The sequence below is a fragment of the Deinococcus aquaedulcis genome, from assembly GCF_019693445.1.
Lineage (GTDB): Bacteria > Deinococcota > Deinococci > Deinococcales > Deinococcaceae > Deinococcus > Deinococcus aquaedulcis.
In genome coordinates this window covers 96,169-122,452 of sequence record NZ_JAHRBL010000012.1, presented here as the reverse complement: position 1 = coordinate 122,452, position 26,284 = coordinate 96,169, and the positions used below count along the sequence as shown (strand labels likewise).

Annotated in this window: 25 protein-coding genes; 10 read left to right on the top strand and 15 right to left on the bottom strand. The window is 67.1% G+C overall.

Translation table 11 applies throughout. The annotated features are described in order from the left end of the window. A partial coding sequence (locus KMW22_RS14060) for a hypothetical protein (RefSeq protein ID WP_221090676.1) occupies positions 1 to 460 on the bottom strand: 460 nt, incomplete at its 3' end. A gap of 193 nt (positions 461 to 653) precedes the next feature. Continuing rightward, positions 654 to 974, bottom strand: coding sequence for a hypothetical protein (locus KMW22_RS14055; RefSeq protein WP_221090675.1), 321 nt, complete (start codon positions 972 to 974; stop codon positions 654 to 656). Between the two features lie 200 nt (positions 975 to 1,174). On the opposite strand from KMW22_RS14055, the gene sdhC reads away from it, so the two are divergent. Genes sdhC through KMW22_RS14035 form a run of 4 tightly spaced genes read left to right on the top strand, consistent with a single transcriptional unit; the run spans position 1,175 to position 4,476 of the window. Beyond that, the gene (gene sdhC / locus KMW22_RS14050) at positions 1,175 to 1,537 is read left to right on the top strand and encodes a succinate dehydrogenase, cytochrome b556 subunit (protein WP_407928449.1); all 363 of its coding nucleotides are present in this window, start codon (positions 1,175 to 1,177) and stop codon (positions 1,535 to 1,537) included. Then, on the top strand, positions 1,537 to 1,914 hold the full coding sequence (locus KMW22_RS14045; RefSeq protein WP_221090673.1) for a succinate dehydrogenase hydrophobic membrane anchor subunit: 378 nt from the start codon (positions 1,537 to 1,539) through the stop codon (positions 1,912 to 1,914). Before sdhC ends, KMW22_RS14045 begins: the two co-directional genes overlap by 1 nt. A gap of 25 nt (positions 1,915 to 1,939) precedes the next feature. Then, on the top strand, positions 1,940 to 3,691 hold the full coding sequence (sdhA, locus tag KMW22_RS14040) for a succinate dehydrogenase flavoprotein subunit (RefSeq protein WP_221090672.1): 1,752 nt from the start codon (positions 1,940 to 1,942) through the stop codon (positions 3,689 to 3,691). A gap of 23 nt (positions 3,692 to 3,714) precedes the next feature. After that, positions 3,715 to 4,476 (top strand): succinate dehydrogenase iron-sulfur subunit, encoded by a 762-nt coding sequence (locus tag KMW22_RS14035; protein WP_221090671.1) that lies wholly within the window; start codon positions 3,715 to 3,717, stop codon positions 4,474 to 4,476. Between the two features lie 195 nt (positions 4,477 to 4,671). Here KMW22_RS14035 and KMW22_RS14030 read toward each other — a convergent pair whose 3' ends face one another. From KMW22_RS14030 to KMW22_RS14020, 3 genes are all read right to left on the bottom strand, one after another. Further along, on the bottom strand, positions 4,672 to 8,028 hold the full coding sequence (locus tag KMW22_RS14030; RefSeq protein WP_221090670.1) for a diguanylate cyclase: 3,357 nt from the start codon (positions 8,026 to 8,028) through the stop codon (positions 4,672 to 4,674). Positions 8,029 to 8,126: 98 nt separating this feature from the next. Beyond that, a complete protein-coding gene (locus KMW22_RS14025) occupies positions 8,127 to 8,483 on the bottom strand; it encodes a hypothetical protein (RefSeq protein ID WP_221090669.1) in 357 nt (118 codons plus the stop codon). A gap of 152 nt (positions 8,484 to 8,635) precedes the next feature. Further along, the gene (locus KMW22_RS14020; protein WP_221090668.1) at positions 8,636 to 9,124 is read right to left on the bottom strand and encodes a hypothetical protein; all 489 of its coding nucleotides are present in this window, start codon (positions 9,122 to 9,124) and stop codon (positions 8,636 to 8,638) included. 94 nt (positions 9,125 to 9,218) lie between these two features. Between KMW22_RS14020 and KMW22_RS14015 the strand changes: the two genes are divergently transcribed. Next, positions 9,219 to 9,716: a hypothetical protein gene (locus tag KMW22_RS14015; RefSeq protein WP_221090667.1), complete on the top strand. Its 498-nt coding sequence runs from the start codon at positions 9,219 to 9,221 to the stop codon at positions 9,714 to 9,716. 6 nt (positions 9,717 to 9,722) lie between these two features. Here the strand turns inward: KMW22_RS14015 and KMW22_RS14010 are convergent, their stop codons facing one another. The 6 genes from KMW22_RS14010 to KMW22_RS13985 form a co-directional block, all read right to left on the bottom strand. Next, on the bottom strand, positions 9,723 to 10,262 hold the full coding sequence (locus tag KMW22_RS14010) for a cyclin-dependent kinase inhibitor 3 family protein (protein ID WP_221090666.1): 540 nt from the start codon (positions 10,260 to 10,262) through the stop codon (positions 9,723 to 9,725). Between the two features lie 211 nt (positions 10,263 to 10,473). Continuing rightward, positions 10,474 to 11,478, bottom strand: coding sequence for a porphobilinogen synthase (hemB, locus tag KMW22_RS14005; RefSeq protein WP_221090665.1), 1,005 nt, complete (start codon positions 11,476 to 11,478; stop codon positions 10,474 to 10,476). Positions 11,479 to 11,567: 89 nt separating this feature from the next. Continuing rightward, entirely contained in the window at positions 11,568 to 11,888 is a 321-nt protein-coding gene (locus KMW22_RS14000; RefSeq protein WP_221090664.1) for a roadblock/LC7 domain-containing protein, read from the bottom strand. Beyond that, on the bottom strand, positions 11,885 to 12,226 hold the full coding sequence (locus KMW22_RS13995; RefSeq protein ID WP_221090663.1) for a roadblock/LC7 domain-containing protein: 342 nt from the start codon (positions 12,224 to 12,226) through the stop codon (positions 11,885 to 11,887). The genes KMW22_RS14000 and KMW22_RS13995 overlap by 4 nt, the downstream gene beginning before the upstream one ends. After that, a complete protein-coding gene (locus KMW22_RS13990) occupies positions 12,223 to 12,573 on the bottom strand; it encodes a roadblock/LC7 domain-containing protein (protein WP_221090662.1) in 351 nt (116 codons plus the stop codon). The genes KMW22_RS13995 and KMW22_RS13990 overlap by 4 nt, the downstream gene beginning before the upstream one ends. A gap of 85 nt (positions 12,574 to 12,658) precedes the next feature. Continuing rightward, on the bottom strand, positions 12,659 to 13,339 hold the full coding sequence (locus KMW22_RS13985) for a tyrosine-protein phosphatase (protein ID WP_221090661.1): 681 nt from the start codon (positions 13,337 to 13,339) through the stop codon (positions 12,659 to 12,661). A 220-nt stretch (positions 13,340 to 13,559) separates the two neighbouring features. Between KMW22_RS13985 and gyrA the strand changes: the two genes are divergently transcribed. Both gyrA and KMW22_RS13975 read left to right on the top strand, forming a co-directional pair. Then, positions 13,560 to 15,995 carry a DNA gyrase subunit A gene (gene gyrA, locus KMW22_RS13980; protein WP_221090660.1) on the top strand — a complete coding sequence of 812 codons (2,436 nt, stop codon included), beginning with the start codon at positions 13,560 to 13,562 and terminating at the stop codon, positions 15,993 to 15,995. 273 nt (positions 15,996 to 16,268) lie between these two features. After that, positions 16,269 to 16,874: a helix-turn-helix domain-containing protein gene (locus KMW22_RS13975; protein WP_221090659.1), complete on the top strand. Its 606-nt coding sequence runs from the start codon at positions 16,269 to 16,271 to the stop codon at positions 16,872 to 16,874. A gap of 192 nt (positions 16,875 to 17,066) precedes the next feature. Here KMW22_RS13975 and KMW22_RS13970 read toward each other — a convergent pair whose 3' ends face one another. Further along, positions 17,067 to 17,792: a hypothetical protein gene (locus tag KMW22_RS13970; protein ID WP_221090658.1), complete on the bottom strand. Its 726-nt coding sequence runs from the start codon at positions 17,790 to 17,792 to the stop codon at positions 17,067 to 17,069. A gap of 13 nt (positions 17,793 to 17,805) precedes the next feature. Next, the gene (locus KMW22_RS13965; protein WP_221090657.1) at positions 17,806 to 18,348 is read right to left on the bottom strand and encodes a M66 family metalloprotease; all 543 of its coding nucleotides are present in this window, start codon (positions 18,346 to 18,348) and stop codon (positions 17,806 to 17,808) included. 309 nt (positions 18,349 to 18,657) lie between these two features. Here KMW22_RS13965 and KMW22_RS13960 point away from each other — a divergent pair, with 309 nt between their 5' ends. After that, on the top strand, positions 18,658 to 20,019 hold the full coding sequence (locus tag KMW22_RS13960; RefSeq protein WP_221090656.1) for an FAD-dependent oxidoreductase: 1,362 nt from the start codon (positions 18,658 to 18,660) through the stop codon (positions 20,017 to 20,019). A 74-nt stretch (positions 20,020 to 20,093) separates the two neighbouring features. Continuing rightward, a complete protein-coding gene (locus tag KMW22_RS13955) occupies positions 20,094 to 21,074 on the top strand; it encodes an NAD(P)/FAD-dependent oxidoreductase (protein WP_221090655.1) in 981 nt (326 codons plus the stop codon). Positions 21,075 to 21,217: 143 nt separating this feature from the next. Here KMW22_RS13955 and KMW22_RS13950 read toward each other — a convergent pair whose 3' ends face one another. Then, entirely contained in the window at positions 21,218 to 22,030 is an 813-nt protein-coding gene (locus KMW22_RS13950) for an AAC(3) family N-acetyltransferase (protein ID WP_221090654.1), read from the bottom strand. 194 nt (positions 22,031 to 22,224) lie between these two features. After that, positions 22,225 to 24,381 (bottom strand): glutamine synthetase III family protein, encoded by a 2,157-nt coding sequence (locus KMW22_RS13945; RefSeq protein ID WP_221090653.1) that lies wholly within the window; start codon positions 24,379 to 24,381, stop codon positions 22,225 to 22,227. 325 nt (positions 24,382 to 24,706) lie between these two features. On the opposite strand from KMW22_RS13945, the gene glnA reads away from it, so the two are divergent. Then, positions 24,707 to 26,062, top strand: coding sequence for a type I glutamate--ammonia ligase (gene glnA, locus KMW22_RS13940; RefSeq protein ID WP_221090652.1), 1,356 nt, complete (start codon positions 24,707 to 24,709; stop codon positions 26,060 to 26,062). Positions 26,063 to 26,284: the final 222 nt, after the last annotated feature.

Here is a 26,284-nt window from a genome sequence, read left to right as displayed (position 1 = left end):
GTTTGCTGATGAAGAAGGTGACCCCTGCCCGGATGCCGGCGTAGCGTTCCCTGATCCAGCTGGGGCCCGTGTTGATTTCGTCCTCGGTCGCCCGCCGGAACAGCTGCTGGCTGCCGTCCCCTTGGCCGAGGGCGTACTCCGCTGCCACCGGGCTCCCGTGGGCCGAATTGAACCCGTACAGCCGCAGCACCCCGTTCGTCTGCGTTTTGCTGGCTGAGTTGGCGGTACCGGTGTTAGAGGTGTTGAGGTTGTTCCAGTTGACGTTAGCGGTCTGGAAGTAGGCGTTGCCGTTGGCCACATTGATCGCGTCGCCAATCTCGCCAAAGGTGGGATCGGTGAACGCCGCAAAATTGGCGGGGAAATTGCTGGCGCCGGGCCCCACACGGGCAAAGATCTGGGGCGCCGCCAGGGCCACCACACCGGGCAGATGGGTGGTGGTCAGAAACAGAGTAGCCAGCAAAGCCCCGCCGTAACGGCGGGTGCGAGAAGGCGGAGCATGAGAACTCGGTCGTCGTATCGTCATACGACTCACCCATAGCGCATTAGCGCCTCATCTGTTGCCTCATTTGACCGAAAGCGGGACGTGTCCAATTGGTATGGACCTGTGAAAAACATCTCGTACTGCCACTCTCACAAGAGTCGAGCCCCGAGACTTACTTCAAATCGATGTCAATGACAGGCGGGGCAGGTTCCGCCCTGACCGGCTCCGGCTGCCGCTGCACATTGGGAATGGCCACTGGGGTGCTGCGGTCAACCGGCTCGTGGCTCTGCCCGGGCCGGACCCAGGTCGTGCCGGGGCCAGCGGGGCCGCCCAGGGGCCGCTTTGGTGCGGGCTGCGCAGCCTGCCGGGCGGCCTTGATGATGCCGTCCACCTCTTCTTTGCTCAGGAGGCCCTTCTGTTCCAGGGTACCCAGGATGCCCAGCACCATCTTGCGGGTGAACTCGGCTTCCAGGGCGGGGTCTTTGGTGCTCATGGCGCACAGGGTAGCGCGCCCTGGCCGCGTTCTGGGAAGCGGGCCGCTTTCGGGGCGCCCTTTGGGCCCAGAGTGATAGACTTGTGCCCGTCTGAAAGCGTGGTGTGAACGGTCACCCACTCGGCATAACGTTCGCCCTAGAGTGTGTGGGCGTAAGGCAGCACCGGCAACCATGCCCGGGCAAAGACGTTGAGGAGGACATAAGGATGTACCGAGGAAGAGAGGGGCAGTGGGCGTTCCTGCTTCACCGCCTGTCCGGACTGGCGATTCTGGCTTACCTGTTGCTGCACGTGTTCAGCATCGGGTCGTTTATTTTCGGCGAAGAGTTCTACATGGTGATTCACGAGCGTTACGACCTGTGGCCCTTCCGTGTGGGCCTGATCTTCGTGACGGCGGGCGTGGTGTACCACGCGTTTAACGGCCTGCGCATCATCATCATGGACTTCACGGGCTTTGGCGTGGCCTACCAGCGCCAGATGTGGTACGGGGTGCTGCTGATCAGCGCCGCCGCCTTCGTGTACGCCGCCTGGACCCTGTACCCGCGCATCATGGGGGGCTACTGATGATCCGCGCCCGCACCTTCACCGACGCCCGCGCGCAGTCGCACACCAACGCCGAGCTGAACTGGTGGATCTTCATGCGCATCAGCGGCCTGATCCTGATGTTTCTGGTCCTGGGGCACATCTACATGACCTTTATTCAGGTCAGCGAGTCCGACGCCACCTACGACGCCGTGGTGAACAAGCTGGCCAACCCGGCCTGGAAGTTCTACGACTGGCTGATTCTGTCGCTGTCGCTGCTGCACGGCGCCAACGGCGCGCGCTATTCCATTGAGGACTACGTGCGTTCGCGCCCCAACCGCGCCTGGGTCAAGGGCGTGTTCTACACCGTGGTGGCGCTCGTGTTCGCCTTCGGCACCGTGGGCCTGTTCTCCATTTAATTCCCGCAAAGGAAGACTGAAAACTATGCATCATCGTTATGACGTGCTGGTGGTGGGTGCAGGCGGCGCCGGGCTGATGGCCGCGCTGTACGCCGCCAAGGGCAACGTGAGCGTGGCCTGTATCTCCAAGCTGTACCCCACGCGCTCGCACACGGGCGCGGCGCAGGGCGGCATTGGCGCGGCGCTGGGCAACGTGCAGGAAGACCACTGGGAATGGCACATGTTCGACACCGTCAAGGGCGGCGACTACCTGACCGACCAGGACGCCGCCGAGGTGTTCGCCAAGGACATCATTGACGCTGTGTACGAGCTGGAGCACATGGGCCTGCCGTTTTCGCGCACGCCCGAGGGCAAGATTGCCCAGCGCAAGTTCGGCGGCCACACCCGCGACTTCGGCAAGGCGGCGGTGGAGCGCAGCTGCTACGCCAAGGACCGCACCGGCCACATGATCCTGCAGACGCTGTACCAGCAGAACGTCAAGGCCGGCACCACCTTTTTCAACGAATTCCACGTCACCGACCTGATCATTGAGGGCGGGCGCTGCCGGGGGCTGGTGGCCTACCACCTCGCCACGGGCGAGATTCACACCTTCCACGCCAAGGCGGTCATTCTGGCAGCGGGCGGCTACGGGCGCATCTTCAAGATCACCTCGAATGCCCTGACGCTGACCGGCGACCTGATGAGCATCTACTACCGCAAGGGGCTGCCGCTGGAAGACATGGAGTTCTACCAGTTCCACCCCACCGGGCTGGCCAAGCTGGGCATCCTGGTGACGGAAGGCATTCGTGGTGAGGGCGGCATCCTGCGCAACGACAGCGGCGAGCGGTTCATGGAACGCTACGCGCCCACCATCAAGGACCTCGCGCCCCGCGACATCGTGTCGCGCTCCATCATCAAGGAGATCCGCGAGGGGCGCGGCGTGGGCCGCGACAAGGACGCCGTCAACATTGACCTGACGCACCTACCGCGTGACGTGATTGAGGGCAAGCTGGCCGAGATTACCGACCTGGCCCGCACCTACCTGGGCATGGACCCGGTCAAGGACCTCGTGCCGATTCAGCCCACCGCGCACTACGCCATGGGTGGCATTCCCACCGACCTGAACGGCCTGTGCCTCAGTGACGGTTCGGGCGGCAGCATCGAAGGGCTGTATGCGGCGGGCGAGCAGGCGTGCGTGTCGCTGCACGGCGCCAACCGCCTGGGCACCAACAGCCTCGGCGACCTCGTGGTGTTCGGCCGCCGCGCGGGGATCTACGCCGCGCAGTACGCCCGCCAGGTCGAGTTCCCCGACATGCCCGAAGGGGCCGAGCGCGAGACGATGGATATGTTCGACCGCCTGCGCAATGGAAGTGGCAAGGACAACGCCGCCGCCATCCGCAAGGAGCTGCAGGAATCCATGATGAACAACGTGGGCATCTTCCGCAACGGCCCCGACATGGAGCGTCAGGTCGGCATCATTCAGGAGCTCAAGGCCCGCTACCACAACGTCACGGTGTCGGACCCCAGCCGCCGCTACAACAGTGAGCTGATCGAGGCCATGGAACTGGGCTTTATGCTTGACTGTGCGGAGGCCATGACCGCCAGTGCCCTGAACCGCACCGAGTCGCGCGGGGCGCACGACCGCGAGGACTACGCCGAGCGCGACGACAGCAACTGGCTCAAGCACACCATGGCCTACAAGGACCTGAACAAGGATGGCAACGTGGTTATTGGCTACAAGCCGGTGGCCCTGAAGGGGTTCACGCGGGCCTTTGAACCCAAGCCGCGCGTGTACTGAGCCCCACCTCGCAAGGAATCCCCATGACCCAGACTGCAACCAATACCGGCGTGGTGGCCCCCCTGGGGGTCCCCATGCTGCAACTGAAAGTCAAGGTCCTGCGCTTTGACCCTGAAAAGGACAAGAAGGCGCACTGGACCACCTACGACGTGGAAGCCCAGCCGGGCGACCGCGTGCTGGACGTCATCAACCACATCAAGTGGTACCTGGAACCCAGCCTGACCTTCCGCCGCTCGTGCATGCACGGCATCTGCGGCAGCGACGCCATGCTGATCAACGGCCGCAACCGGCTGGCCTGCAAGACCCTGGTGCGCGACGTGGCCAAAAACGGCGGCACCATCCAGGTTGAGCCCATCCGGGGCCTGAAGGTGGAAAAGGACCTGCTGGTGGACATGGAGCCGTTTTTCGACTCCTATAAGGCGATCATGCCGTACTTCATCAACGAGTCGCCGGCCCCCGCCGCCGAGCGCATTCAGAGCGAAGAGCAGGCCGAGCGCATGGCGCACTCCAGCAACTGCATTCTGTGCGCGTGCTGCACGACCTCCTGCCCCATCTTCTGGGTCAACGGGTCGTACCTGGGCCCGGCCGCCATTGTGCAGGCGCACCGCTTTATCTTCGACAGCCGCGACGAGGCCACGCACCAGCGCCTGGGTATCATGAACCAGAACACGGGCGTGTGGCGCTGCCGCACCGCGTACAACTGCACCGAAGCCTGCCCGCGCGACATTCCCATCACCCAGCTGATTGAGGAAGTTAAGCGCGCTGTGATGTACGGTCAGGCGTAAGCGAAGCCGCCAGACAAGGCCCCGGTCCATAGCCGGGGCTTTTTTGTGTGCGGTGATTCAGAGTGCCAGCCCCCCGCCCGGCGCCGAACTGGGCTCTGAAGGCGGCGCCCCAGCTCTTCCGCTGTCTGGACCTTGGCCTACGCCCGCTGGTCGCCCAGCGCAACTGACGTCTACCGCCTCACCTGCTCCGGGTTCTTAGGCCGGCACTGGATCGTGGTCATACACGCGGCCGCCACCGTCGCGTTTGGCCGCGTACATTCGCGCGTCGGCCTGGGCCAGGGCCTGCTGCAGATCGGCAGTGGTGGCCACAGCCACGCCCACACTGGCGCTGACCGTTAGCGCGGCGGGCAGAGCCCAGGGGTGCTGGGTCATGGCGCGCCCCAGACGGCGCAGATCGGCCGCCAGATCATGGCCAGCGCCAGCCGGGCGCACCACCACAAATTCCTCGCCCCCAAAGCGGGCGCACAGGTCACCTGGACGCAGGCCTTCTTGCAACAGCCGCGCCACGCCGCGCAGCACCTCGTCACCGGCGTGGTGGCCCGCCTCGTCATTGATGCGCTTGAACTTGTCTACGTCCAGCAGGGCCACCTGCGCGGGGCGCGACGAGGTGGCCTGGGCCAGCGCAGCGGCGCCCGCTTCCATGAGGTGCTGGCGGTTGTAGAGCCCCGTCAGGCCGTCGCGGCGGCTGATTTCCTGAATCTGCTCGTGGGCGGCGCGCAGTTCACTGAGGGCCACCTGCAACTGCAGCGCCCGCTCCCGTTCGCGCTCGGCCTCGGCGCGGGCCTGGGACGTGCAGTGCCAGACCTCCAGGGCGCGCATGGTGCGCTCGCGCCGGGTGCCTTCTGCAGCCTTCCAGGCTTCACTATGCTGCCGCTCGGCGGCCAGCGCACCGGCCAGATCGCCCGCTTCTTCCAGGGCCTGTGCCAGGGGCCGCAGCAACCGGGGCTGCTCCACCAGCGGGACTCGGGACAGCTCGTCGCGCAGCAACGCTGCGGCCTGGGCGGCCTGCCCCTGGGCCCGCCACACCTGACACTCGGCCAGCAGCAGGTCGCTGCGCGACTGCCGGATGGTCAGCGGCGGCAGGGCGCGCACCGCCGCCAGATGGGCTTCGGCCTGGGCCAGATCGCCTGCCCGCAGGGCGTCATCCACCAGGATCACGCGCGCCACCGCATACAGGTCTGGCCACGTCTGCTCGGCCAGGGCCAGCACCGCCGAAAGATGCTCGGCGCGCTGGCCCTCACTCAGCCCCAGCCCTTCGGCATACAGGGCGCTGTTCAGGTGCGCCACGATCAGGGTGTCCAGTTCGCCTGCCGCCTGGGCACCCGCAATCACCTCGCGCAGGGGGCCGGCGCAGCGCTCGGGGGCAATATCGAGAAACAGATTGCCCAGGTCATGACGCGCCCGCCACTCCCCCGCCGTGTCCCCGCAGACCTGGGTCACCCGTAATTCCTCGGCGTAGAGCACATGGGCCTGATCCAGTTCCAGCGCTTCCGCCAGAATGCTGGCCTGCACGTTCAGCGCCCGGCCCCGCCAGCGCCCGCTCAGGGCGGGCAGTTCGTCCACGAGGCGGGCCATGGCGCGGTCCGGGTGGCCTGCGCGCCAGTCCAGGTAGGCCTCCACGACCGCGCGGTGCGGCGACGGCGCGCGGTTCTCCAGCTCGGCACGCACCCACTGGGGATTGCGGTTGCGTTCCTGCCAGAGCTCATCCATGGCTCCGTTATAGGGGGCGTCCCCTGACAATTCCGTGGCAGGGGACGGAATCAAGGCGCGGGGGGGGCCAGGCGCCGGACCAGCCGCCTCTCCCAGCGGCGCCCAGCGGCGCTCGGCCAGCAGGTCCAGAAAGGCCGCCACCACCTGCGGATCAAAGTGGGTGCCGGCCCCGCGCCGGATTTCTTCCACCATGGCTGCGTGGGACCACGCCTGCTTGTAGGGCCGCACACGGCCCAGGGCGTCGTAGACATCCGCCAGCGCCACCACCCGGCCCACCAGGGGAATGGCCTCGCCGCGCAGGCCCTGCGGGTAGCCAGCGCCGTCCCAGCGCTCGTGGTGGGTCAGCGCAATGGCCTCAGCCATGGCCAGCAGCGGGGAGTCCCGTCCGGCCAGCATCTGGGCGCCGCGCACGGCATGGGTCTGCATCAGGGCCCATTCGTCGGTGCTCAGGGGCCCCGGCTTGAGCAGCACGTCATCGGGTATGGCAATTTTGCCAATATCGTGCAGCCGGGCGGCCAGCTGCAGCATGGCGGCTTCGGGCTCGGGCATGCCCAGGCGCCGGGCCAGCAAGGCCGCCAGAGCGCCCACCCGGCGCGTGTGCCCCGCCGTTTCCGAGTCGCGGAACTCGGCCACCACCGCCAGCCGCTCCAGCAGGGCAAAGTGGCTGGCCTCCAGCTGCGCCGTGCGCTGCTGCACCAGGCGTTCCAATTCCTGCGCCCGGCGCCGTTCCTGCTCAGCCTCGGCGCGGTGGCGCTGGTTTTCCAGCCGGAACCGCGCCAGTTGAAAGCGGGTTTCATTGGCCTCGTCGCGCAGCGCCAGTTCCTGGGTGTGGGCGCGGCGCAGGGTGTTCAGGGCGGGAGACAGTTCACCCAGCTGTTCTTGCAGCTGCACCATCTGGTAGAGCACCCCCAGCAGGCCCTTTTGCGCGCCGGCCCCTTCCATCAGGGTGCAGGCACGGCGCAGGCTGCGCAGGGCGCCGCTGAGGTCGCCGCATCTCTGCTGCTGCCGGGCCTGTTCCTGCAGCACATAGCCCTCGCCCAGCAGGTCCTGGGAACTGCGCGCCGCTTCAAAGGCCTGCGCCAGCCAGCGGGCGGCCGCCTCGGCCCGGCCCCGGTCAAATTCCACCTGGGCCAGGGCCGCCGCCGCCGTGCGCCGCAGCCGGGCATCTGCGGTGCGCGCGGCAATTTCGGCCGCTTCGGTCAGCAGCGGCGCGGCCTGGGCCAACCGGGCGCGGCCACCTTCGGGATCAGTGTCCATGACAGCCATGCCCATATCGGCGTAGGTTTCGCCCAGGTAGGCCAGGCCGTACGCGGCGCGGCGCTCATCGCCCAGGGCCCGGTGCATCTCCACGCCCAGCAGGTGCATGGGGACCGCCGCCTTATATTCCAGGCGTTTGTGCAGGGTCAGCCCCAGGGCCTGCACCGCCCCCGCCTCCTGGGCGCGGTCACCCAGCGCGGCAAATTGCCGCTGGGCCGCACGTTGGCAGTCCATGGCTGAGGCGTCACCCAGTTCGGCCAGGGTTTTGCCCAGGCACAGCGTGGCGTCGGCGGCGATGTGGGCAGCGCCGTGTTCGGTGGCCAGGGCAATGGCCTCGTTCAGGGGCGCCAGGGCGCCGCGCAGCTGCCCGGTCATCAGCTGGGCCAGCCCCAGCAGGGTCAGCACCTCGGCCACCTGTACGGGGTCCCCTGCCACGCGCGCCAGTGGCAGGGCCTGTTGCATCAGCGGCAGGCAGCGCCAGACCTCGGTGGGCCGGGCGAGGTGCGCGGCGCCCAGCAGCTCGCCCAGCCGCGTCGCCGCAGGGGTGGAAGCGGGGTCGGCCATGCGCCCGTGGGGCTCTGACATGGTTCATTATCGGCACCCCAGGCCACCGCACAAATGCCACCCCCAAAGGGGGAGCGCCGCGCCCCGAAGCCGCGCCGCGCTGAAGGGACGCTGGGCAATCAGAGGCCGGGCCTCTCTGGGCACATCAGCCAGCGCACCCGCTTGCCCTGGGCGCGGGCATAGTCGATTTCCTGCTGGGTGTGGTGGCCCACGTAGCCGCCCGGGTTAATGACCAGAATCTCGTCGGCCAGGTCAATCTTGTGGCGGTGCAGTTCGGCAAGGCGGTCCAGGGCAGCGGCCCGCTCCCCAGCCGGTAGGTGGCCCAGGGCGTCCTCGTCGCGCTGGCGGTGGCTGCCCACGCTGAGGACCATGCGTCCGGCGAGTGTCTCAGCCAGCGAAGCAGCGTCAAAGTCCGCCAGGAAGCGCACGCTGCCGCACAGGCAGACGATGGTGGGCCGCCCCGGCAGGCGGGTCATACGGCTTCCGGATGATCCGTTGCAGCCCCTCCGCTTCGCTGCGGTGCTTCCACTCCTCTCCGTCACCGTTTTTCCTTCTCTGCTGCGCAGCTCTGCGAGGCCCTCCGGTCGGGTTCATCAGTTATTGCATAACTGATGAACCGGAATCCTTATCAGAACTGCAGGGCGTAGCGCACGCCCGCGCCGTCAAAGCACTCGCCAATGCCGCGTTCCTGGGCGTCCACGGTCAGGGTGCAGGTCAGCAGCGCCGCTGGTTCACCCTGGGCGCGGGCGATCAGGTTGCCGGTGTAGGCGGGCACGGAGCGCCCGGCGTCCACCCGCGTGGCCGTCTCGAAGGCCGCTGGCGCCGAGCCGGTGTTGGAGGCGCCAAACGCCACGCTGACCCCCAGGCCACCGGGCAGGCTGCCGTTGCCAATCAGGTAGGTGCGCCCCGTGTAGGTGCGCTGGCCGATGCGGATGGTGGCGTTGTCCGGCGCAAACGGGTCGCCCAGCCGGGGCGAGAGGGTCCCGCGCGTGAAGGTCACGGTGCCTTCCTCGCCCGTGGCGGCGTTCACGATGCGGCCCGGCGTGGCCGTGGTCATTGCCGGGGCGCAGGCGGCCAGCAGCGCCAGGAGCGCCGCGCCAAGAAACGTCTTAGACATGGTGCCGACAGTGTAGGTCGCGCAGCGGAGCGCCGCGTGAGGCCCCGGCGAAGGTGCGGTCACGCGGCGCTCTCTTTTTCGCTACGTTCAGCGCATGAGCCTGCCCCTGTCGCCGGAAGCCCCGCCCCCTGCCGCCCCACCGCTGCTGAGCGGCCAGTACCGCTCGGCCTATGTCCGCAGTACCCGGGGCGCCATGTGGCTGGTCGCCGCCATGGCGCTGGGCTTTGTCTGGGCGGGCGTGACTGGCTTTATGGACGGCTGGGTGCGCTGGGTGGCACTGGGCATGGGGCCGTATCTACTCTATGTGAACTGGACCACCGCGCAGCTGCTGCGTCAGCCCCCGCAGGTGAGCGCCGAGGGCCTGACCTTCATGGAGCACGACCCGCTGGCCTACCGGGCGGTGGCCCACAGGCTGCGCTGGGACGAACTGCGGGGGGCCCAGTGGCAGTTGGGCAAACGCCTGCGCCGCATTGTCTTCCACCGCGAGGGAGGCGAAGCCGTACGCCTGACCCTGAGCAGCCTGGAAAACGAAGACGCGTTCTGTGAGGTGCTGTCCGGCGAACTGGCCGCCCACGACGTGCCGCAGACCTGAACACTCTTACCGGGCGAAGTCGTGGATAAACGCCTCCTGCTCCGCCGTCTCAATGGCGTGGGGGCTGCGGGCAGCGCGCACCAGCGCTATGGCGGCCTGGGGGTCCAGCCCGGCCTGCACCAGCAGACAGGCGGCGGTCAGGCCCGCCCGGCCCAGGCCGCCCCGACAGTGCACCACGACCCGGCGCCCGTCCAGCAGGTGCGTCATCAGTTCGTCGAGGTAGGCGGCAAAGGCGGCCGTATCGCGGGGCACGCCCTGGTCGGGGATGGGATACGGCGCCACCGCCAGCGCGTGGGCCCCGGCGGCGTCGTGGTAGCCCTCCAGGCCCAGCAGGTCGAATTCAAAGTCTTCCAGCAGCGGGGCAATCACCTGGGTGCCCTCGCGGGCCAGCGTCTGCATGTCGGCTGCCAGCTCGCGGTCGTGGACCACGCCGGGCTGGTACACACTGCTGCCCTTCTTGCCCGGGGCGAAGGTCAGGCCCAGCTGGCCGGGCCACAGGCTGGTGGGCACCCAGTCCACGCGAATGGGGTTCTGGGCGCTGGTCATGCGCGCACCCAGCTCTGGGGCAGCGGCATAGAAGGGGCCACAGGCTCAGGGACGGCCCTTCGCCTTTCTTGATTTGTCCTCATAGGCCCACCTACTCTTGGGGCCTCAGGCTCAGGGGCGGCCCTTCGCCTTTCTTGATTTGTCCTCATAGGCTCACCTGCTCCTGGGGCCCCAGGCTCAGGGGCGGCCCTTCGCCCTTCTTGATTTGTCCTCATCGGCCCACCTGCTCTTGGAGCCAACGGGCCGCGTCCAGCGCGTGGTAGGTGATGATCGCGTCGGCACCGGCACGGCGCATGCCGGTCAGGGTTTCCAGGACGGTGCGGCGCTCGTCCATGTAGCCGGCCTGCGCGGCGGCCTTGACCAGCGCGTATTCGCCGCTGACGTTGTAGGCCACCACCGGCAGATCGAACTCGCGTCTCAAGAGGCTCAGCACATCCAGGTAGGCCAGGGCAGGCTTGACCATCAGGGTGTCGGCGCCCTGTTCGGCGTCCAGGCGGGCTTCGCGCAGGGCCTCGCGGTAGCCGCCCGCCGGATTCATCTGGTAGGTGGCGCGGTTGCCCACGCTGGGGGCACTGCCGGCTGCATCGCGGAAGGGGCCGTAGTAGGCGCTGGCGTACTTCACGGCGTAACTCATGATGGGCACGTGGGGGAAACCCGTCTCGTCCAGCGCTGCGCGAATCGCCGCCACCTGCCCGTCCATCATGGCGCTGGGGGCCACCACATCCGCACCCGAGCGCGCCTGTGAGACCGCCGTGCGCGCCAGCAGCGCGAGGCTGGCGTCGTTGTCCACCGTCCAGCCCTCGGCCCCGCCCAGTCCCGGCACCTCGCACAGCGGGCCGCAGTGGCCGTGGTCGGTGTACTCGCACAGGCAGGTGTCGGCGATCACCGTGATCTGCGGCACCGCCGCCTTGATGGCCCGCGCCGCCCGCTGAATGATGCCTTCTTCGGCATACGCCTGGGTGCCCAGAGGATCCTTGTGGTCAGGAATGCCGAAGAGGATCACGCTGGGCACACCCAGGGCCAGGGCCTCTCTGGCCTGCGCCACGGCGCTCTCCACCGAGTGGCGAGAGACGCCCGGCATGGTGGCAATGGGCGTCACGTCCGCCCGCTCGTGCACGAAGATAGGGTGAATGAAGTGGCTGGGGTGCAGCTGCACTTCCTGGGTCAGGGCACGCAGCGCGGGCGTGCGGCGCAGGCGACGGGGGCGGCTTTGCATGTTCCCACGCTAGCGTCTGGCCGCCGGGGCAAATGAACGCGGCCCACGCCAAAGGGCCTGGGCCGGCTCAAGGGAAGTGGACGCGCTGGTCAGGCGTTGCCCAGCAGGCGCCGCACGGCGAAGCGCACGCGGCCCAGGCTCCCCACTTCATCAAAGGCGGTCAGCAGAATCTGGTCGCCGTGGGGGGTCAGCAGCACGGGGCCGCCGTCCACGTCCAGCAGCAGTTCCTGCCAACTGGCGCTTTTCAGGTTGGTCTGCAGGCTGCCGATTACCGCGCGCCCGGCGGCCACCAGGGTCAGTTCGGCGGCCGTCTGCTCGTCGCTCAGGCCGGCCTTGGCCACCACCTGACCGTCGGCCGAGACCAGCGCGGCGTGGCGCACGCCCCGTACCGACAGCAGCTCTGCGATCACGCGCCCTCCGTGCGGGGCAGGTTGGGCAGGTCCAGCACAATGCGCGCCAAAGTCTGCTGGGCGGTGCGGGTGTCGGTGCCGCGCGCCATGGCGGCGCCCAGAATAAAATCGGCGATGGTTACAGCCACCACTTCAATGCGCTCGCTGGTAAAGGCGATGCGGGTCACCTCGCCCGCCCCCAAACGGCGGCAGGTGCGGTCCATGCCCACCCGCAGGGCGCTGAGTTCGGCCGCCAGGGCGTCGCCGCCGTCGCCGTGGCCTTCAATGGTCAGGCCGTCGGGACCCACCAGCGCGGCGGCCACCACGCCGGGCAGGGTGCGCAGAGGATCAAGAATCACAGCGTGGCCTCCAGTTTGCGGGCGGCGTCGCGGCCATACAGCCGGGCCTGGCCCAGGTTGCTGCGGCCGTCAATGGCCAGCAGCAGAAAGTAATCGGTCTTGACCGGGTGCAGATACACCGCCAGCCGCTCGCCGCGCACGTACAGTTCGCGCGTCTGGCCGCCGCCCAGCGTCATGTCGTAGGCGGACCTGGCCACCCGGAACAGGCCCGCGTGCTCGGCCACCAGAAGGCTCAGATCGGTGTCGGTGGTGCTGTGGCCTTCAATCAGCAGGCCGTCCAGCCCGGCGATGGCCGCAGCCCACGCGCCGTCCACGTCTTTAACAAGTTGGGAGAGGTGATCGAGCATGCTGAGAACATCATAAGGGCCAGTGGCGACGCAGGGACGAAAGACCGGGACGCGGCGCGGTGGGGGCAATTGGGGGCACCAGGGATTACACGCCCAGCAGGCGCTGGGCCAGGGCGCGTGAATCGTCCGGGCCAAAGCCGTGCGCATTCAGGTAGGCCTCTGTGCCCCCCCAGGCTTCGTCCAGAAACGCCAGGGGCCGCAGGACGTCCTGGGGCTGGCTGGGCACAAAAGGCTCCAGGCGGGCCCATTGTTCCGGCGTCTTCCTGCGCCGCTGCTCGGCGTAGAACGCAGTGAGTGCAGGCCCAGAGGCCGCGTAATCCGCGCCAATCTGTTCCCGGGACTGCCCGGCCAGTTCCCCGCACAGGGCGCTGATCAGGCCCGTGCGGTCCTTACCCGCGTGACAGTGAATCAGCACCGGCCCCCGGGGCGCATCCAGAATGGCCCCCAGCACCGCCACCACCTGATTGGCGCCGTGTTCCAGCAGGGCCCGGCCAATATCGGCATTGCAGGTCGCAGCGGCGGTGGCCTCATTCAGTGCGCGGTGGCGGTAGGGCAACACAGAAAGGTTGAGGTACCCAGCGGTACCCAGGAAGGGCGGCGCGTCAGAGACACGCTCTGCCCGGGTGCGAAGATCAAGAATGCGGGCAAAGTTGCCGTTCTGAATGGCCTGTTTCCCCGGTTCACTTAGACGGCTGAGATTGCCGCTGCGGAACAGGCCGGGCAGGGTCTGGCGAAAGTTCAGGGCGCCGTCTGGAGAGAAGGTCATGGAGGGCCAGTGTGAGGCCCAGGCCCCACCCGGCGGGGTGGGCGGAATCGCGTTCTCCGCGCGGCTTTTGGGCTACAATAGGTACACTGAGGGAGCGGACTCTATTACGCCTTAAACAGAATTTCGTGATAGAATCTCTCCATTCCCGGAAAGGCCGGGCCTCGACATTCTGGACTGCGGCGGCCACCTCTGCGCCGCGCAGCCCCCTGACTGGAGCCACATGACTGGAATTCATCCTGTTGACATCACCAGCGAAGTCAAGACCAACTTCATCAACTACGCCATGAACGTGATCGTGGACCGCGCGCTGCCCGACGTGCGCGACGGTCTGAAACCGGTGCAGCGCCGCATCATGTACGCCATGCTGCTGGAAGGCCTGTACGCCAACCAGAAGCACGCCAAGAGTGCGTCGGTGGTAGGCGAGGTCATGAAGAAGTACCACCCGCACGGCGACTCGTCAATTTACGACGCGATGGTGCGTCTGGGCCAGTGGTGGAACATGCGCTACCCGATGGTGCACCCGCAGGGCAACTTCGGGTCCATTGACGGTGACCCGCCCGCCGCCATGCGCTACACCGAAGCGCGCATGACCAAGGTGGCCGAAGAAGTGCTGGCCGACCTGGAAAAAAAGACGGTGGACCTCAAGCCCAACTACGACGAGACCACCGAAGAGCCCTCGGTGCTGCCCAGCGCGGTGCCGAACCTGCTGATCAACGGGGCCTCGGGGATTGCCGTGGGCATGGCGACGAACATTCCGCCGCACAACCTCACCGAAATCTGCAACGGCCTGCTGGCGCTGATTGAAAACCCCAACATTGGCCTGGACGAGATGATGAACCACGTGCATGGCCCGGACTTCCCCACCGGCGGGCGCATCTCCAAGGCCGGCATCCGCGAGGCGTACGCCACCGGCCACGGCGGCCTGAAGGTGCGCGGCAAGGCCCGCATTGACGAGAAGAACGGCCGCACCCAGATCATCATCTCCGAGATTCCGTATCAGGTGAACAAGACCAACCTGATCCAGACGATCTCGGCAATGTACAAGGCGGGCAAGATTCCGGACATCGCCGCCCTGCGGGACGAGTCGGACCGCAAGGACCCCGTGCGCATCGTGATTGACCTGAAGCGCGGCGCGATTCCCACGCTGGTGCTCAACCAGCTGTACAAGTACACCCAGCTGCAGGGCACCTTCACGGTCATCAACCTCAGCATCGTGAACGGCGAGCCGCGCGTGCTGCCGCTGATCGACACGATGGGGTACTTCCTGGCCCACCGCAAGGATGTGGTGACCCGCCGCACCCAGTACGACCTGGATAAGGCCCTGGAACGCGCCCACATCCTGGAAGGGCTGCTGAAGGCGCTGGACCACATTGATGAGGTCATCAGCCTGATCCGCGCCAGCAACACCGGCGCCGAGGCGCGTGACGCCCTGATGGCCCGCTTTGGCCTGACCGAGGTACAGTCGCAGGCGATTCTCGACATGCGCCTGCAGCGACTGGTGGGCCTGGAGCGCGAGAAGCTGCAGGGCGAGTACGACGAACTGCAGAAGACCATCGCCTTCCTGCAGTCCATTCTGGGCGACGAGAAGCTGCTGTGGCGCGAGATCAAGAAGGAAATCCGCCATGTGCGCGACGCCTACGGCGACGAGCGGCGCAGCACCATCACCCTGCTGGAAGAGGACATCTCCAAGGAAGACCTGATTGCCGTCGAGGACATGGTCATCACCATGACCAAGGCTGGGTACCTGAAGCGCACCAAGCTGGACGCCTACCGCGCCCAGAGCCGGGGCGGACGCGGTGCCAGTGGCGGCAAGCTGCGCGAGGAAGACGTGAACACCCGCGTGTTCGTGGGCTCCACGCACGACTACCTGCTGTTCTTTACGGATCAGGGCCGCGTGTTCCACGAGAAGATCTACGACCTGCCCGAAGCCGGGCGCGACGCCAAGGGCACGCACATCCGCAACCTGCTGCCCAGCCTGCGCGAGGACGAGAGCATTGCCAGCGTGCTGAGCGTGAAGGGCTTTGACGAGACGGGCTGCTTCATCTTTGCCACCAAGAACGGCATCGTGAAAAAGACGATGATCACCGACTACGGCAACATCACCTCGGCGGGCCTGATTGCCATCAACCTGCAGAGCGGCGACGAGCTGATCGGGGTCGGGATAGTGCAGGACGGCGACCATGTGGTGCTGGCCACCCGCAACGGCAAGGCCATGCGCTTTGAGAGCAGCGAGGTGCGCGACACCGGCCGCGCCACCCAGGGCGTGATCGGCATCCGCCTGCGCGACGGAGAGGACGACGCCGTGGTCAGCATGGCGCTGGTCCCTGGCAGCGATGCCGACAGCGAACTGCTGGCCGTCAGTGAATGCGGCCTGGGCAAGCGCACCCCAGTGGCCGACTACCCCGCCAAGGGGCGCGGCGGCATGGGCGTGATCACCCTGGACGTGACCGACAAGACCGGCAAGCTGGTGACCCTGGCGCGCGTGGCAGGCAACGAGGAGCTGATGGTCCTGACCGAGAAGGGCACCGTGATCCGCACCCGCGTGGAAGAGGTGCGCGTGACCGGCCGCAACGCCCAGGGTGTGAAGGTCATCAACATTGCCGAGAAGGACAGCGTGATCAGCGCCTTCCCCATCCGCCGCGAGGACGAGCTGTAAGCGTCAGCGTGACCGAAAGCCGGGGCTCCTGCGCCCCGGTTTTTTTTGCACCTTCATGGGCCACTGATGAGAGACGAGCGGCGGGGCACCCTGCCAGAAATGCCCACCCAGCGCACCTCGGCTGCCACATGACCTGTCGGCCAGTCTGTAAGCTCAATACGGATTAAAGAAACAAAACTGTTTACAAAAAAGTGATTTTGGGTTACACTGTGAGCACGTCGGGAATGGTCCCGGCCCACAGTTCCCACCACTTCCGCCTCAGGAGGCGACACAATGACTACTGCGAATACCCGCACCTTCGTTGACACCGTGACCTACCGCCCCGGCGCCGTCATCCTCTACCCTGGCAAGAGCGACATGCTCTACCGCGTCTCGACCGGTCTGGTGCGTGTGCACACCATGGATGACGATGGCAACGGCCTGACCCTGCGCTATGTCAAGCCCGGTGAATACTTCGGCGAAGAAGCCCTGGCTGGCGTCAACCGTGCCTACTTTGCCGAAGCGGTGACCGACAGCGCCATTGACGTGATCAACCCCGCCCTGATGAGCGCCGAGGACAACCTCGTGGTGACCACCCACCTCGTGCGCACCCTGGAGCGTGCCTACGAGAGCATCTACCGCCTGGTGGGCAAGCGCCTACGCGCCCGCATCGCCGGTGAGCTGCTGGAGCTGAAGGACACCGCGCTGGCCACCCAGCTTGACAGCGGCGAGACCATGATCTACGCCACCCACGACGAGCTGGCCGCTGCGGTCGGCAGCGTGCGCGAGACCGTCACCAAGGTCGTGGGCGAGCTGAGCCGCGAAGGCGTGATCAGCGCCGGCTACGGCAAGATCACCCTGAAAAACGAATCTGCCCTGCAGCAGATCGCGGCTGCTTAAACCAGCCCACCCGCCAGCCCCCCGTCATCTGCACGGGGGGCTTTGTTGTGCTGTCACAGCAGTGCTCCGTTCCGCTGAGGGGAAGAACGCCCCCCCCTTAACGCCACCCCAACCGCTGTCTGTCACGGTCATTCGTGCCGCTCGCCTCACATACCCCGAAGGGTTCACCCTCAGGGCTTGTGGTGACCGCTCTCAGGGAGGTGTGGGCAGGGTGGGCGTCAGCGGGAAGTTCGGCAGCGGACGGATATCCACGTTCGGGAACCGAGTTCTGGACATGGCCTTCAGGCGCTCAGCCAGCTGGGGCAAGCTGAGGCTGGCGATTTCCTTGGCCGCGCCGCGCGTGGTCACAGGCACGAGGCGGCTCCCCTGCAGTTCGTAGCGGCCTTCGGGGGCAATGACGCGCAGGGTCCTGGTGCCGTCCAGGGTGGGGCCCGGGCGCAGGAAGAGCACATACTGCTGGCCCTCCTTGTATTCCGGGTCGTCCTCCAGGAGCGTGGTGCGCGAGGTGGTCTGGGTGGGCGCGTGATGATCCATAGGCTTCTGGTCCCTGGCTTTTTCAGGTGGCGTTTTGTCGGTCAGCTGCCCGGTGCTCGTGCCCGTATGAAAGAGGGTGAGCTGCGCCGGGGCCGTGCCGTACAGCGCCTGCACGTCCAGCAGCACCCGCTCGGCGGGCACGCGGTCCACGCCGCCGGGTTCGCCCTCAGCCTTCACCGTCAGGTCGCTGGCGCGCTTGACGCCCACCACGCGCGCCACCACCACGACCTGCGAGAGCTTGACCGCCTCGTCCAGTGAGCGGGCGAAATGGACCCAGCTGGCGTGCATGCCGGGCGGGGTCTGCAGGCCCCGGGGCCGCACGGGCACCAGCCACTGCGTCACCAGCAGGCCACTCAGAAGCGCCAGAACGATAGGAAGTTTCATGGCAGGCCCCCTCTCAGTACCGGCTGTTGATATCCGACCAGTTGTGCGGGCCGGTGAGGTTGACGTTGTTGAAGTAGCCCTTGCCCATGCAGTCGCCAGTGTTGCTGTGGTCCAGGCCAAACAGGTGCCCTACTTCCTGGCAGTAGACCCCGCGCTTGTCGCTGCCCGAGCCCGTGCCCGTGGTGCCACCGTAGAAGGAGTTGAAGCGGGCGTGGCCGTGGGTGACCCGGCAGGCCACGATGGTGGGGCAGTGCCAGGGCCAGTCCAGGCCCCAGCCCTCAATGCTGGCCAGCCCCCACCAGCCGGTGTCGCCAAAGTTGCCGCCAAACACACTCAGGTCGGTGTGGCTGCTGCGCCGGGGCAGGCTCAGGTCCGTGCGGCTGTCCCACTCGGCGCGCACCGCCTCGGCCTCGGCCAGATCGTTCCAGATGCCCACGCCCAGGGTGCTCTGGTCCCAGTGCCAGAACCACCAGTTGTGGGCCCACGCCTGCTGCACGTTCAGCACAATCAGGGCGCCCAGCAAAATCTGGGCCGCCCGCACGCGGCGGCTGCGCATGTTGTTTCCCCCTTTTTTCCTGCCCCGCACCCCCTCCCAGGGCTGCGCCAGAGACACACAAGGCCAAGGCGACGGGCCGATTTTCACGGGGACGCAGGTGAAGACACCCCGCCCCGAACGTTCTTCATCTTGCACACTTTTTCTCACTGGAGAAGAGAGAGTGCTGAAGGGTTCTTAAGAAACGCGTGTGCCTAGGCAGACAGCGGCACGTTGAACACCCCCCTCTGCCTAGAACAGTGACACCCTCAAACCGTCATCGCTGGACAGTTGGCATTCCCAGCGCGCCCCGGGTGTGCGTACACTCAGCCGGTGAACGTGACCTACACCGAAGCCCGTCCCCTGCGCGTGGCCGTGATTGGCAGCGGCCCCAGCGGCGTTTTTGCCGCCGAAGCGCTGCTGAAACAGACCGCCGTGCCCGTGCAGGTGGATGTCTACGACCGCCTGCCCACGCCGTATGGCCTGGTGCGCTACGGGGTGGCGCCGGACCACCTGACCATCAAGAGCGTGACCCGGGGCTTTGAAAAGACACTGGCCGACCCCCGCGTGCGCTTTTTCGGCAACGTGGAATTCGGCACGGATCTCACCTACGAGGACGCCCGCGCCCACTACGACGCCCTGCTGTACGCGGTGGGGGCGAGCAGCGACCGCCGCCTGGGCATTCCCGGCGAGGATCTGGCCGGCAGCATGAGCGCCACCGAATTCGTAGCGTGGTACAACGGCCACCCCGACGCGGCGGCGCGCGAGATGGTCCTGCACGCCAGCGGCGTGGCCGTGGTGGGTGTGGGCAACGTGGCGCTGGACGTGAGCCGCATTCTGGCCAAGACCACCCAGGAGCTGCACGAGAGCGACATCGCCGCCCACGCGCTGGACGCCCTGGAACACAGCCACGTGCGCGACATCTGGATTCTGGGGCGCCGGGGGCCTGCCCAGGCGGCCTTTACCACCAAGGAACTGCGCGAGTTTGGCGAGCTCAGCGACGCCGAGCCGGTGGTGAACCCGGCTGAGATTGCCTTGACCGACGCCGAGGAAGCGGCCATCACGGACAACACCAAGAAGAAGAATGTGGAAGTGCTGCGCGACTTTGCGGCGCGCGAGGCTGAAGGCAAGCCCCGGCGCGTGCACCTGCGCTTTCTGGTGTCGCCCGTGGAAATTCTGGACGACGGCCAGGGGCGCGTGGGCGGCCTGAAGGTAGAACGCAACCGCCTGGACGAGGGCGGCAACGCGGTGGGCACCGGCGAATACGAGGTGCTGCCCGTGCAGATGGTGCTGCGCAGCGTGGGCTACCGGGGTGTGGCCCTGAGTGGGGTTCCCTTCGACGAAAAACGCGGCGTGATTCCCAACACAGAGGGTCGCGTGGACGGCCGCCCCGGTGAGTACACCGCCGGCTGGATCAAGCGCGGGCCCAGCGGCGTGGTAGGCACCAACCGCAAGGACGCCACCGACACCGTGGCGGGCCTGCTGGCCGACGCCCAGGCCGGCGCGCTGCCCCCAGCGGCGCAGCCGGACCGGGACGCCGTGGAGGCCCTGCTGCGCGGCAAGGGCGTGCATGTGTACTCCTTTGAAGACTGGCAGGCGCTGGACGCCCACGAGCTGGAGCAGGGCAAGGCCCTGGGCCGTCCCCGCGCCAAGGTGGTGCACCGCGAACTGATGCTGGGCATTCGCAAGAGCTGACCCCACCCTTTCCCGTCCCTGGCCTGCCGCGCCGGGGACGTTTTCTGTGCCGCCTCTCTGGCATACTCGCGGCCATGACGGACCTGCACGCAGATGTGGTGGTGATCGGGGCTGGCCCGGCCGGGCTGCACGCAGCGTTCTACGCGGCGTGGCGCGGGCTGCAGGTGCGGCTGCTGGACGCCCGGGGCGAACCCGGCGGCCAGCTGAGTGCCCTGTACCCCGACAAGCGCGTGTACGACGTGCCGGGCCTGCCGGCCACCCCCGCCGCCGAGGTGGTGGCCGGGCTGGTGCGGCAACTGGACGGACTGCCCGTGGCGTGGCACCTGCACACGCTGGCCCAGGGCCTCAGCCGGGTGGACGGGAGCTGGCAGGTGCAGGCCCAGACCCCGGCTGGCCTCGGCACCTTCACGGCCAAGGCGGTGGTTCTGGCCCCCGGTATGGGCGCACTGCTGCCCCGCGAGGCCCGCGTGCCCGGCGAGCACCCCGACGTGCGCACTGACCTGCCCGATCCCGCCACCCTGCGGGGCCGCCGCGTGCTGGTGGTGGGTGGCGTGCCACAGACCACCCGCGCCGCGCTGGAGCTGAGCGAGGCCGGCGCCCTGGTCACCCTGACTCACCGCCGCGCCGGATTCCGGGGCCGGCCGGCCGAGCTGGAAGCTCTGGGGGCCGCGCAGGCCGGGGGCCGCCTGCGGATCCTGGCCCCTGCCACCCTGAATGCCTTGAGTCCAGGCGCCGCGCACCTGACGGTGAATGGCGAGGCCCAGACCGTCCCCGCCGACACGGTGCTGGTTCTGAATGGTTACCTGCCTGACCTCTCCCCCACCCTGGGCTGGCCGCTGGACTGGCAGGGCGAGTATGTCCCCGATGGGCCGGGCGGGACCACCGCGCTGGCGGGCGTGTTCGTGGCTGGGGACGCCGCGCAGTCTGGCGGGGACTTCAAGCTGATTTCCGTGGGACTGGCGCAGGCGGCGGTGGCGGCCAACCACGCAGCCCACCACGTGCGCCCCGAGCTGAAGGTGCGCCCCGGCCACAGCAGCGAAAAACGGCTGGGGTAAGAGGAGCACAGCCGGGGACAGCTTCACTGCAGGATCAACCTGTGGCGCCTCCAGGCCACCCGCGCCGCTGCCTTTCCCGGCGTCTCACTTCGTTTCCCCGGCGACGCTGGGTGCCTGCCCCTCAAGTGATCCGCGTGCCGCTCTCAGCTGACCAGACCCACGTGGCGGCGCGGGATCAGGCCCTGCTCGCGCACCAGAGCGCGCACCTCCTGGCAGCGGCAGGAGCGGTAGGTGCACAGCAGGGCTTCCGGGTCCTGCTGCAGGAGGCGCACGGTGGTGTCTACCAGCCGCCGCACCCGGTACAGCCGCAGCGTGGCGCTGCCCACCTGCACGCTGCGCAGGCCCAGGTGCACCTGCGGGGCAAGGTTGTCGAAATCGGCCGAGCAGTTGGGGAAGGCGGTGGGCACCACCTGCCCGCCCAGCGGCACATACCGGGTCAGCAGCGGCATCCCGGCCAGATGCTCGCCGTAATGCACGCTGGTGTTGCTGCCAAAATCCACGCCCATCAGCAGGGCGTAGCCGTCCAGGTCGTACAGGGCGCCGATGGGCTGGTAGGGGCTTTGCAGGGTCTGCGCCTGAGTAATCCGCCCGGCTTCCTGGCCCAGCGCGATAAAGCTGAGGGTAGGGTGGAAAGACCGCTGGGCTTCGGGACGGTCCACCAGTTCCTGCGGCACCCGCCCAATATCCCGGCTGACCCGCGAGGTCCGGTGAAAACGCGCGTGCGTGACCGAGGTAGGCCGTGTGAGCAGCGTGCTGTAGGTAAAGGCTGGGGCCACCACCGTGGCCGTGCGGGCAGCCAGGGCGTCCACCACCGCCTTGGCCCCGCCGTCCAGCGTGCCGAACGATTTCAGGCTGGCATGCACGATCACATGCTGCGAGCCATCCAGCCCCAGCGCCGCCAGTCCCTCGTCCAGTTCGGCAGGGGTCACAGCAGGTCGGCGCAGCAGGTTCAGCACGGATTTAGTGTACCGCTGTGGGCTGTGGGCTGTGGGCTGTGGGCTGTGGGCTGTGGGCTGTGGGCTGTGGGCTGTGGGGCGACCTACGCTGAACTGATTGGCGTGTCAAGCCCACGCCTGCCTGTCCCTGTTTCCCGACATCCCAAAAAAGCACCCCGGAACCTCCGTTCCAGGGCGCTTGATGCCTACCCGCCTTACTTCACAAACAGCATCTGGCGGTAGGTGGGCAGGGGCCAGTGGGCCTCGGCCACCAGTTTCTCCAGGCGGTCAGCGGCCGTGCGCACGTCCTGCATGGCGGGCAGCACATGGTCGCGCATGTGGTGGGCCTTTTCGTGCACCTCGTCGCCGCCCAGAGCTGCGTTGTGCGCACTGAGGGTCTGGGTGGCGTCGTACAGGGCGTCGGCGGCAGCTTCCACTTCAGTGGCGATGGCCTTCACGGCGCGGCCCTGTCCAGCGGCGTGCAGGTCGCCCAGGTACTTCACGGCGGCAGGCAGAATCATGGTGCGGGCCATGTATTCGGTGGTCTCGCCCTCAATATTCACCGTCTTGAAGTAGATGTCGTACATGATTTCCTGGCGCGCGGCGAGTTCGCGGTCACTCAGGACACCAAATTTGCTGAACAGCCCCGCGTTCTTCTCATCGGTCAGGTGCTTGACCGCGTCCAGCGTGGTGCGCAGGTTCAGCAGGCCGCGCTCGTGCTCAGCTTCCTTGTGCCATTCCTCGCTGTAGCCGTCGCCGTTAAACACGATGCGCTTGTGCTTGGCGTAGGTGGCCTTGACGATATCGGCCACGGCCGCGTTCAGGTCTTCGCCCGCGCTCAGCTTGGCTTCCAGTTCGGCAGCCAGCTGGCTCACGGCGTCGGCCACGATGGTGTTCAGCACCGTGATGGGGAAGGAGATGCTCTGGCTGCTGCCCGCTGCGCGGAACTCGAACTTGTTGCCGGTAAAGGCAAAGGGGCTGGTGCGGTTGCGGTCCCCGGCGTGGCGGGGCAGCGGGGGCAGCACGTTGGTGCCCAGGCCCAGCAGCCCGGCCTCGCTGCCGCGCCCACCCTGACCGGATTCCAGACGGTCGAAGATCTCGGTCAGTTCGCTGCCCAGGAAAATGGACAGAATGGCGGGCGGCGCCTCGTTGGCCCCCAGGCGGTGGTCGTTGCTGGCGCTGGCCACGCTGATGCGCAGCAGGTCCTGGTGGTCGTCCACCGCCTTAATGACCGCCGAGGTGAAGAACAGGAACTGCAGGTTCTCGTGCGGGGTGTCGCCGGGCTCCAGCAGGTTCTCGCCCTTGTTGGTCGCCATGCTCCAGTTGCAGTGCTTGCCCGAGCCGTTCACGCCGGCAAAGGGCTTCTCGTGCAGCAGGGCCACGAGGCCGTACTTGCGCGCGGTGTTGCGCAGCACCTGCATGGTGAGCTGCTGGTGGTCAGCGGCAATGTTGCTGTCTTCGAAAATCGGGGCAATTTCAAACTGCCCGGGGGCCACCTCGTTGTGCCGGGTCTTGACCGGAATCCCCAGGGCGTACAGCTGGGTTTCGGCGTCGGTCATAAAGCTCAGCACGCGGTCAGGAATGGCGCCGAAATAGTGGTCTTCCAGCTCCTGGCCGCGCGGGGGCTGCGCGCCGAACAGGGTGCGCCCGGTCATCACGAGGTCGGGGCGGCGGTAAAAGTATTCCTCGGCAATCAGGAAGTATTCCTGCTCGGCGCCCAGGGTGCTGCTCACGCGGGTGCCCTCGCTGGCCCCAAAGAGTTTCAGGGCGGGGGTCACGGCCTTGTTCAGCGCTTCCACCGAGCGCAGCAGCGGCGTCTTGTTGTCCAGCGCCTCACCGGTCCAGGACGCAAAGGCCGTGGGAATGCACAGGGTCGCGCCGTTGGCGTGACGCATGATGAAAGCGGGTGACGAGGCGTCCCACGCGGTGTAGCCACGCGCTTCAAAGGTGGCGCGCAGGCCGCCCGAGGGGAAAGACGAGGCGTCAGGCTCGGCCTGAATCAGTTCCTTGCCGCTGAAGGCCGCAATGGCCGCGCCGTCGCCATCCGGCGACACAAAGGAATCGTGCTTCTCGGCGGTAGACCCGGTCAGGGGGTGGAACCAGTGGGTGTAGTGCGTGGCGCCCTTTTCCATCGCCCAGGTCTTCATGGCCAGAGCCACGGTGTCGGCAATGCTGGGATCCAGGGTGGCGCCGCGCTCCAGGGTGGCCTGCAGGCTTTTGAACGTCGGCTTGCTCAGGCGGGTTTTCAGCCCTTCCAGTGTCAGCACGTCGCTGGCGTACACCCCGGACACGATGTCGTGGGGGGTGGCGCTGGTCGAGGCGTCGGTTCGCCAGTTGCGGGCCGCCGAGATCACATCGAAATCATGGTTCATGTCGCTCCCTGTGCGCGGGCGGGGGGCGCGGAGCGGGCGTGCCGGACGCATCCCGTGAAAGTGCACGCCGCTGTGCCTGTGTCCCCCTGCCGGGCTTCCTTCTGCGCGAGTATAGGAGGCAGCCCTGGGCAGGGTCAACGCAAACTTCTGAACAAGATGCGGCAACGAAGCGTGGTCGTCCGGGTTCTCGGGCCACAGCGTGCAATTTGTTTAGCCAGATCTGGCAGAGTGTCCTTCTTTGGGTCGACGTTTTGGAAACAGTTGGCCCTGCTCTGTCCAGGCCGTAGCATGTCGGCATTTCCCGCGCCCCCGGAGGACCGCTGTCATGACGCCCCGCCCCGCCACCCCCACCCGCGAGCAGATCCTGACCGAGCTTCAGGACGCCGAAGTCAAATTTCTGCGCCTGCAATTCACTGACATTCTGGGCACCACCAAGAACGTGGAGGTCCCCAAATCCCAGTTCGCCAAAGCCCTGAGCGGCGACGTGACCTTTGATGGCAGCGCCGTGGAAGGCTTTACCCGCGTGGAAGAGTCCGACATGCTGCTGCGCCCGGACCTGGGTACCTTTCTGATCTATCCGCAGTTTTCCCGCGAGGAAGGCGAGCGCGGCAAGGTGGCCCGCCTGATTTGCGACGTGACCCTGCCCGACGGCACCCCCTTTGAGGGCGACCCCCGGCAGGTGCTGCAGCGCCAGATGGCCCGCGCGGCGGCAATGGGCTTCGAGATGTTCGTGGGCACCGAGCCCGAGTTCTTTCTGTTCGAGCGCACCCCCGATGGCCGGGGCAGCACCGTCACCCACGACAAGGCCGGCTACTTTGATCTGGCGCCCATTGACAAGGGCGAGCGCATTCGCCGCGAGATCACCAACAAGCTCGTCGAGATGGGCTTTGAAATCGAAGCCGCCCACCACGAGGTCGCGCCCGGCCAGCACGAGATTGACTTCCGCTACGCCCCGGCGCTGGAGACCGCCGACCGCATCGCCACCTTCAAGTTTGTGGTCAAGCGGGTGGCGCTGGAATACGGCCTGCTAGCCAGCTTTCTACCCAAGCCGATGCCGGGCGTGAACGGCTCGGGGATGCACTGCCACCTGAGCCTCTTCAAAGGCGGCGCCAACGCCTTTGCCGACCCGGACGGCGAATACGGCCTGTCGCGCACTGCGCTGCAGTTCATCGCCGGGCTGCTGGACCATGCGGGCGGCATGGTGGCGATCACCAACCCGCTGGTCAACAGCTACAAGCGGCTGGTGCCGGGCTTTGAGGCTCCCGTGAACGTGGCCTGGAGCACCAGCAACCGCTCGGCGCTGATCCGCATTCCAGCCAAGCGCGGCCATTCCACCCGCGCGGAGATGCGCATGCCGGACCCCAGCTGCAATCCCTATCTGGCGCTGGCGGTGATGCTGGCCGCCGGCCTGGACGGCATTGAGCAGGAGATGGAGCCGCCCCCCGCCATTCAGCGCAACATCTTCAAGATGACTGTGCGCGAAAAGCGCCACCACCGCGTGCGCGAACTGCCCACCGATCTGCGCGAAGCCGTGGACGAGTTGCAAAAAGACGAGGTGATGGCCCGCGCGCTGGGCGACCATGTGCTGGACCATTTCGTGGCCGCCAAGCGGGCCGAGTGGCGCGAGTACAGCGCAGCGGTCCACGCCTGGGAACTGGAACGGTACCTGGACCTGATCTGACAGCAACACCCAGGGTTCCTGAGGGTGTGTACCTTTCAGGGCCCTGGGGCGAACAGAGCGAGTCCCGCAAGAGGCAGCTGCAGAAGTGGGCCACCTCTTTCTTAAGGAACTGGCAGCTGCCGAAGGGGAAGAAAAAGGCCAGCAGCGCCGACAAATAAAGCGAGAGGGTGGAGCGTCCTGGGGCCTTGTTCCATGGCCCAGCCGCACAATGACTCTCACCCC